Consider the following 8416-nt stretch of genomic DNA (forward strand, 5'->3'; position numbering starts at 1 on the left):
AATATCTAGAAATACTCATTACGGTTTTCCCCCCAAAAAAAGTATGGTAAAAAAAAAGACACTGAATGTAAAAAATGAGCAACTATTAAAAAAAATACAAGCAATACTAGTCGAAAAAAAGAACATTTTAACCACAATTTTTGTAAATCTTTGTACTGTTGAAATGATAGATAGTTTTTAAATGCGCGCTTTAATATTGTTTAAATACTGTGCGAAATCATTAAACAAAAAAGTAAAATGAAAAACATTTTGCAAATTAAAAATCCAAATTATTAACCTTTAAAAATTTTAGTTATGAAAAAAACATTTTTTAAACAAGTGTTTAAATTAAGAGTTATGGCTTCCGTTACATTGCTGCTTGGAATGACTTTCCTTTTGTATGCATGTAGCGAAGATAACATTGAAAATCCGAACACCGATGCTACCGAAAGTATTGAATCTGGCGACAAGTACTCCATGAAATTAACGGTCGATGGGCAATTTAAGGAATACATTAGTAGTGTAGATTTAATTGATGACAAAGAATTTAAATACATACTTGTTGATCCTGAAAATAATATTATAGATGCATTTACTGACACAAATGCTTTTCAGAAGCACAATGGTCATGCAAACATTAAAGCACAAATAAATAGTATAAAGGCAGAAACTAGCGATACCGTGTTTCCATTCAATTCAGCAGAGGATGCTGAGCAAGCTATTATTCAGGATATGAATGATCTTTTTGGTGATAAAATCAAAAATCCGCTAGATACCAATTATGCTAAAAGTGAAGCAAATAGTTTATCGTTCATTTTTGACCACAATTGGCCTAACCACACCAATTCATTATTAGCACATTTTGAAGGTAATAGTGCTTTCACTAGTGTTGATTACCACGTTATTGCTAAATTAAAAAGAAGTACTATCGCAGATAGTGAAGTAGGACATTTACATTTAGAAACAAGTAGTGTAATATATAATCTACCTAATTACAATGTAAGTTCTTTTTTCTTAAATGCAAATGAAACCACCATACAAAACACTTACAATTATAGAAAGTATTTATACTTATATACAGAGCCAAATTATAATGGAACATTATTTTTCTACATAATAGAAAAAGACTCTGAAGTTAACATACCTAATATTAATTTTAAATCAATCTATATATTTTAACTACTAAAACTTAAAAAATGAAAAATTTAAAAAAAATATCTTTAGTTTTTGCTTTCCTAGCGCTAGCTATTACAAATGTACATGGAAGTGAAATTAACAAAAATGAATTGATTCATAGAATGTCAAATGATACGGATGTAGCTGATTTTTGCATCACCTTGTTAAAGGAAAAAATGACAATGAATGTATATGGAAATGCTGAATTAATTAAAAACTCTGAATTATTAAAGGATTTGAGTGTCATTAAAGCAGAAAATGCAAAAATTGTGCGAAATAAATACCCTGAGTTATTAAAACTTGAATTAAATGAAAGACGCGAAGTATTTAATGAAGTTTTAAGTAAAAGTACCAATTATAAAAACCAACTTAAATGTTTAGGAATGAACATTCTACGATTAGCCGCCGCTGAGATATTTGTAGGAACTGGATTTGCTGTTAAATGGAAACTTACAAAATTAGGTCTTTGTGCTGCTGCCGCTGTTGCGGTTGATGCTGCTGAGGAAGTAGAAAGTGCAGGTTTAGTGACCGGAACAATGCCAGCTCAAGTTGCAGCTGAAACTAAATTTTGTATAGCTATAAGTACTGCTTTACAAGCTGGTCAACTGTTAATTATTGAAGAAGGCGTACGAAGAATACTATTTGCTTGTAGCAATGATACAGCCTATGATTTTGACAAGGATGCTGATGAGGATGGAGTAAATGACTAATAGTATCACGAATCATATTTGGTTACTACAAAACCATAATTAAGGAATACATTATATATACCTTAGTTACATTTTATAAGTTTTTTCAAAAAAAATCTCCCTTTGAGTCTAACAACTCTTTGGGAGATTTTTATGTACAATGCTGAATTTATTTCAGCATCTGTTTAAAAGTAGTTCAGAAGCTCTCTGAATTTATTTCAGAATCTGTTTAAATGTATTAGAAAATTTTATTGAATTTTCACATTGAGTGTATCGAAATGCAGTTCAGCATTTTTCTGAATTTTTATAACGAACTTCAATTAAACTAAATTTTCAACTTTTACTTTCTTGATGAGTTCTCCTGGTTTTATGCCAAATCGTTTCGCGAATACTTTATTGAAATAGGTGCGGCTATTGAGTCCAACAGTATAAAGCACTTCACTGATGGATTGATATTTATCAGTCACTACTAAATCATACGCTTTTCGCAAACGAACTTCTAAGATGATTTTTACAGGACTCAAACCTGTTTTTTCTTGTACTATTTGCGTAAATTGTTTTCGACTGTATCCACATTGCATCGCAAGTTCGTGAATCGTAAATTCATTGTTAGTTATATTCTCTAGGATAATATTATTAATTTTATCCATAAATTCTGAATACGCACCATTGAACGTAATTGTTTCATTTTCTATGCTTTGCAATTGTTTTTTATAGATGTTTTTCTCCAAATGAAAATTGATTCTCGTAATCAATTCCATACTTTCAAACGGCTTGATTAAATAGTCATTGATTCCAAGTACTGATTTATTGTTTTCTATATATTCTTCCGCAGAAGCAGTCATCATTATATACGGAACAGCTTCATAGTTTGGAAGTGTATTTAATGCTACTTTTAATTCATGACCATCCATGACTGGCATTCGCAAATCGCTTAATATGACGTCATATTGTGTTTTATTCGCAAATGATAACGCTTGAATTCCATCAAATGCAAACGTGCAATTTAATATTGGTGATAGTAATTCTTTTAAATACCCAATCATTTCTATGTTGTCATCTACAATCAGTATTTTGGGTAGTTTGCATGCAATCACTGGATCAATTGTTTTTGAAGTGTATATGTTTCTATATTTAGAAGTGTTTTCATCAACATATAACAAATGATTTTCAACTGCTAAAGGTACTAGTATGGTAAAAATGCTACCAATACCTTTTTTGCTGTCTAAGGTAATGGTTCCTTTTAGTTTTGTGACCAATTCATGTACCAATGATAATCCAATTCCGAATCCGCCTGTTAGTGAATGACTTTTTGATTGATAGAATCTGTCAAATATGAGTTTTTGTTCTTCTTTATCAATTCCGATTCCTTCGTCTCTAACAATTAAATTTAATCCGTTTTCATTTATGAATGCGTTTACATAAATTCCATTCGTAGGATTCGTATATTTTAATGCATTGGAGATCAAATTATTTACAATTTTTCGTAAATCATCATAATTATAATCAAGCAATTGATTTGGTTTTATGTTTGATTTGTAATAGATAGGAACTCCTTTAATTTCGGCAACTCCTTGAAAACTATACACAACTTCTTTAAGGAATTCTTCCATTTTATCCGAAGTCACTTTGTATGTTGTTAGGTTTTTTTCTTGTTTTAAAAGCGTTAAAAAGTTATTTAACATCTGTATGATTTGTTCGTTGTTTCTAACGGTTAGATCCGCATATTTTATAATTTTTGAATAGTCCATCGCGTTGTTAGTAATCAATCGCAAATAGCCCGTTGTAATGGTGATTGGCGTTCGTATTTCATGTGATAAGTTTTCAATGAAATTGTTTTTGATTGTGGCGATATCTTTCATTTTTTCATTTTCAAAAAGTAATTTCAATTGCTTTTTTCTTCTTTGATGTAAAATGATGATAAAAATGAAAATTGACACCGAAACTGAAACTAAAAATGTAGAGAAAATATAGAATTTCTTTTTTTCTTCCAATACTAAATCCATTGTTTCACTTTTTTCCTCTAATACTTTTATTTTTTTATCCCGACTTAGTTTAAAATTCAACACAGAAGCGTTCATGTTTAGATTAAAGTTTTTTAAGGAATCTCTAACTGACACATATTTTTCGTATGCAGCTAGCGCTTTATCATGTCTACCTAATTCTTTATTAATTAAAAACTCTAATTTATTTAATTTGATCCGTGTAAATTGTTCTGCATGATAACGTGCATTACTTTTTTTTGCCAAGTCTAAATGTCGCTTCGCTTTTATATAATTTTTATCTATAAAATAAATAAACGCATAGAATATATTTTTAGTAGCTCCATCATCAAGATATGCAGCATTAGAATTTTCATAAGCAATTTTCACATACTTCTTCGCTGAATCTACTTCTTTAAGTTTAAGATATCTGCAGGCAAGTTCTTTGTTGTATTTTTTTTTAAGGCATGGATTGTTTCTAAAACCTCTAATATTTATATTCTTTAATACCTGTATGGCATTCTGCGGATCGCCTTGAATAGCAATGTAAGAAGCATGATTAATTAAAATACGTGTTTTTAAAGATTTAGGAATGTCTTTATGCAAGTACGTATTCATCAAAATAGAGTCCATCTCTTTAGAAAGTTCCTTACAGTTTGTTTTTTTGTACAACGCTGCCAGTTTTAGATACACCAAAATTTCTTTATCAGTGGCTTCTATTTCTTTAAAATGTTCTAATCCTTTGTAAAGACATGTAATTGCTTTAAAATACTCTTTTTCAGAAATTTTACTTTCAAACAAATACAATTGCGCGCTTCCTAATACTTCATTATCTGCAATTTTTTCTTTAATCATAGCATGATAATACTGTACAGAATCATATTGACGCTGAATTGTGTGCTGATCCATTAAGAATAACATCGTAGCACTATGAATTTTCTTCACCATACTATATTCTATTGGAGTAAAGGTATTCTTGCGCCTAAATTGATTTAAGATCTTTTCGGCTCTGAGCAGTGTTGTATCAATGGATACTTTTGATACTTCTTGGCGCATTTTCTCATAAAGTGCCTGTAAATAAGAAGGATCTTTGCGTTCGTATTTATTTTTTGAGTGTAGCGTACACACAAAAATGAGGGAGATAAGTAGGTAGGTTTTTTTCATACTCAAAGAACGAAAAAGTAAAGGAAAATCCATTACGGTTTAAACTTTCTCTTACAATAGTATTCCTGAAAAAGCACAAAAAAGTATCAAAAGAGTACGTTTTAAGAAATTAAAAACGCCTTAAAGTGACAAATAAGGCTATCAAAAATCCATGTTTTACAAATATTTGCAGTGTTAAGTTTAAGTAACAAATTTGAGTGCGCATTAAAATTGATTCTTTAACCTACATAATAAAGAGTCTGCTGAAAATTTAACAAAAGGGTAAAACGATAACCAAGTTTTACCAATCATATAACCAAATTATTAATCTTTAAAAATTTTAATTATGAAACAAACGTTTTTTAAACAAGTGTTTAAATCAAGAGTTATGGCTTCTGTTACAGTGCTACTGGGAATAACTTTCCTATTGCATGCATGTAGCGACGATAACGTTGAAAATCCAAACACCGATGCTACCGAAAGTATTGAATTAGGTAATGAAAACTCCATGAAACTAATGGTCGATGGACAATTTGAAAAAAACCTTAACAGCATCAAAGATGTTGAAGATGGAATTTACAAGTATGTTATTGTAAATAGTAAAGACGAGTCTATTGTTCGAGCATTTACTAATGAAGATGCTTTCAAAAATTTTGAGAACTACAACGAATTTAAATCAAAAATGCCAGAAGTAACTGGAAAAGCTGCTATGGTTCTAGAGGACTACGATGAGAGTGCGATTTTAGCTGATATAAGAAATCAAAGAAGTAAAGCTTCAGCTATAACTGCTGCAACTGGTAAAGTACACACGACCTTCGATCATGTTGTTGAACATCCTTTTCCAGATCATGATGATTTAGTGGGACATTTTGAATTTGATGGTACTTCATATGATACCCATTATTCTATTGAATTAATTACAGATATGGCAGCAAATAGTATTTTTACGAATTATCATTGGAGTGATATTGATAATGTCTACTCTACTACTAGTTCATTTTATTTAAGATATTGTCTAGCCAACGCTACTCATTCAATAGTATACAATCCTAATCCAAGAACTAGCTACGTTTACTTATATACTGGAACTAATAGAACTGGAACGCGATATTTTTATTCTATTGCTAAATTTGGCAGTGTTGAAATCCCTAACCGTTCTTACAACACAATTTCTGTATATAACTATAACTAATAACCTACTAAATTTAGAAAAATGAAAACATTAAAACAAATAACATTAGCATTGGTGCTATTGGTATCATTCAACACCTTTGCAACTACAGCATGTATTGAAGATACGGAAACCATCAAAGAGGAATTAATTGCCAAAATGGCAGAAGATGATACTGTCATAGCAGTATATACCAACGTATCCACTGTAACATTTGTTGAATCTTTAAAAAAAGAATTCAATTTAAGTGGAGAGGAATATGATCTTGATTACGATAAATTTAATGAAGGATTAAACGCTGATTTAAAAATCATTGAAGCTAAATATCCTGAGCTTTATAAGTTAAGCAAAGAAGATCAAAATGATGTATTAGCAAAAGTTACTAATAGATCTAATAAACTTAAGGACACACTGAAATGTGTAATCATTGCTTCAGCTGGAATCGCAGGTACTTGTGGTACTTATTTTGGGAGCTGGGTGATTAAAAAGTATGGTGCTTGTATGGTTGCAGGAGGATCTATCGTCATTGCTGAGCTCATACTTTCTGGAGGTAGTGCTACAGGTTTAATCCCAGAAGAAATGTCTGGTGTGAATTCTGTATGTTTACGTTTTGCTTTGCGTTTGAATGGTCAAGCCGCAAAAGACTTAGCTCTTTGTATGTTTGCTGGATTAGTTGGAGAAGTTTTAGCTTGTGGTACAACATACTTTTTATCTTAATTGATACAAAAACTCTATTTAGTTAATACCCATAATTAAATCATACTTACTACATATATGACTTAATTAGTTTTTAAAATTTTTCAAAAGAAAATCTCCCATCGTGTTTAACACACCACTTTGGGAGATTTTTATATATAATTATTTAAAAGATTACCACAATTACTCCTCACAAAATGTCTAGTAAAGATTATTTCCGTCAAGCTGAACTTGATTCAGCTTCTCACTAGAATGTATTGATCAGTTTGATGAGATTCTGAATCAAGTTCAGAATGACGCTTCAAAATATTTTTAAGAAATTCTTACTTCCCGTAATATCCATTTTCAGGAATTGCAATACTGTACTTTTTTCTTGATTTGTTGTTCAATTTATTTTCGCGCAACCACGGATTGTGAATTTTTAAGATTTTGTAGTTGATATCAAGTTTCTTTGCAAAAGCAGCAAAGTTCGTAACCGCCGTATCTACTTGTACTTCGTAGGTTGGAATGTGTGTGTATAAGTCTTTTTTATCAAAGTTGAAACCATACTTTTTAGCATTCGTAAAAATTTCTTTCAACGCAATGACTCTAAAGATATAACGACCCGTTTCTTCTCCTAACAATAAATCGTAATATGAAGTTACTTGTTGTTCTTCCAAACGTCTTCCAATTCCGCTATTTCCAGCATTGTAAGCCGCTGCTGCAGAGGTCCAATCTCCGAAACGTTCTTTAGATTTCAATAAATATTTACACGCTACACGTGTTGCTTTTTCTAAATTAAAACGTTCGTCAACATTAGAATTGATTTCCATGCCGTGTTCGCGTCCGGTTGCTTTCATGATTTGCCAAACACCTCTTGCGCCTGCTGGAGACGTTACGTTTTGCAATCCACTTTCAATCACCGCTAAATATTTGAAATCATCTGGAATTCCGTATTCTTTTAGAATTGGTTCTATAATAGGAAAGTATTTGTTTGCTCTTTTAAACAATAATAAACCGTTTGATTGCCAATACGTATTGACCAACAATTCACGATCCATACGTTCTTTAATATCTGGTAAGTGTAATGGAACTTCTTCTCCTGCAAAGTCTAATGTTGCAGGAACTTCCAATGCATATACATTATAATCGTTTTCATCATTAATTTTAACTTCTATTGACTGGCTAACTGCCATTGCTTTTGTTTCTGCTGTAATTGCTTTGTCTTCTTGCACAGCATTCATTAATAATATTCCGAGGAAAATTAATCCTAAAAAAGCAAATCCATTTTTGAGTATACGCATGATGTAATTTTTTTATGTTTTCTTAATCGACTTTAAGGTAGCTATTTTTTCTGAAATTATAAAAAGGTTGGATAGGAATTACAAAAGTAAGAAACTGATTTAGAATCAGGCACGTAAAATTGTATTTTTATTCTTTGATTAATCGTGGTAAGTTTTCATTGAACCATTTATACTTATTGATGATCATAATGTGCGTTCCGCCTTTTATTGGAATGTGAATTAAAGAAATACTAGACAAATAAGATAACCTTGGAAGTACAAAAATTCGCTTTTAGTTTATTATTTTCATTTTCTTTG

At 30.7% G+C, this 8416-nt stretch carries 6 protein-coding genes and 1 pseudogene; 4 read left to right on the top strand and 3 right to left on the bottom strand.

Annotated features, from left to right (window positions below):
• Positions 1 to 336 precede the first annotated feature (336 nt).
• Together H2O64_RS19690 and H2O64_RS19695 are read left to right on the top strand one after the other, a co-directional pair.
• Positions 337 to 1158: a hypothetical protein gene (locus tag H2O64_RS19690; RefSeq protein ID WP_187563945.1), complete on the top strand. Its 822-nt coding sequence runs from the start codon at positions 337 to 339 to the stop codon at positions 1156 to 1158.
• A gap of 17 nt (positions 1159 to 1175) precedes the next feature.
• A complete protein-coding gene (locus tag H2O64_RS19695) occupies positions 1176 to 1865 on the top strand; it encodes a hypothetical protein (RefSeq protein ID WP_187563946.1) in 690 nt (229 codons plus the stop codon).
• A gap of 299 nt (positions 1866 to 2164) precedes the next feature.
• On the opposite strand, the gene H2O64_RS19700 is transcribed toward H2O64_RS19695, so the two are convergent.
• Entirely contained in the window at positions 2165 to 4990 is a 2826-nt protein-coding gene (locus H2O64_RS19700) for a hybrid sensor histidine kinase/response regulator transcription factor (RefSeq protein WP_187563947.1), read from the bottom strand.
• A gap of 325 nt (positions 4991 to 5315) precedes the next feature.
• Here H2O64_RS19700 and H2O64_RS19705 point away from each other — a divergent pair, with 325 nt between their 5' ends.
• Both H2O64_RS19705 and H2O64_RS19710 read left to right on the top strand, forming a co-directional pair.
• A complete protein-coding gene (locus tag H2O64_RS19705; protein WP_187563948.1) occupies positions 5316 to 6161 on the top strand; it encodes a hypothetical protein in 846 nt (281 codons plus the stop codon).
• A gap of 21 nt (positions 6162 to 6182) precedes the next feature.
• Positions 6183 to 6857, top strand: a complete 675-nt coding sequence (locus tag H2O64_RS19710) for a hypothetical protein (RefSeq protein WP_187563949.1) — start codon at positions 6183 to 6185, stop codon at positions 6855 to 6857.
• A gap of 302 nt (positions 6858 to 7159) precedes the next feature.
• On the opposite strand, the gene H2O64_RS19715 is transcribed toward H2O64_RS19710, so the two are convergent.
• The gene (locus H2O64_RS19715; RefSeq protein WP_187563950.1) at positions 7160 to 8119 is read right to left on the bottom strand and encodes a lytic transglycosylase domain-containing protein; all 960 of its coding nucleotides are present in this window, start codon (positions 8117 to 8119) and stop codon (positions 7160 to 7162) included.
• A gap of 127 nt (positions 8120 to 8246) precedes the next feature.
• Positions 8247 to 8333 (bottom strand): annotated as a pseudogene (locus H2O64_RS19720) (alpha/beta hydrolase); the annotation flags it as partial.
• Between the last annotated feature and the right edge of the window lie 83 nt (positions 8334 to 8416).

Source organism: Kordia aestuariivivens (genome assembly GCF_014397005.1).
GTDB classification, from domain to species: Bacteria; Bacteroidota; Bacteroidia; order Flavobacteriales; family Flavobacteriaceae; genus Kordia; species Kordia aestuariivivens.

What these genes read in the sequence shown, in the direction of transcription:
- H2O64_RS19700 (WP_187563947.1), bottom strand. Translation starts at nt 4,990, where the DNA reads ATGAAAAAAACCTACCTACTTATCTCCCTCATTTTTGTGTGTACGCTA.
- H2O64_RS19715 (WP_187563950.1), bottom strand. Translation starts at nt 8,119, where the DNA reads ATGCGTATACTCAAAAATGGATTTGCTTTTTTAGGATTAATTTTCCTC.
- H2O64_RS19710 (WP_187563949.1), top strand. Translation starts at nt 6,183, where the DNA reads ATGAAAACATTAAAACAAATAACATTAGCATTGGTGCTATTGGTATCA.
- H2O64_RS19690 (WP_187563945.1), top strand. Translation starts at nt 337, where the DNA reads ATGGCTTCCGTTACATTGCTGCTTGGAATGACTTTCCTTTTGTATGCA.
- H2O64_RS19705 (WP_187563948.1), top strand. Translation starts at nt 5,316, where the DNA reads ATGAAACAAACGTTTTTTAAACAAGTGTTTAAATCAAGAGTTATGGCT.
- H2O64_RS19695 (WP_187563946.1), top strand. Translation starts at nt 1,176, where the DNA reads ATGAAAAATTTAAAAAAAATATCTTTAGTTTTTGCTTTCCTAGCGCTA.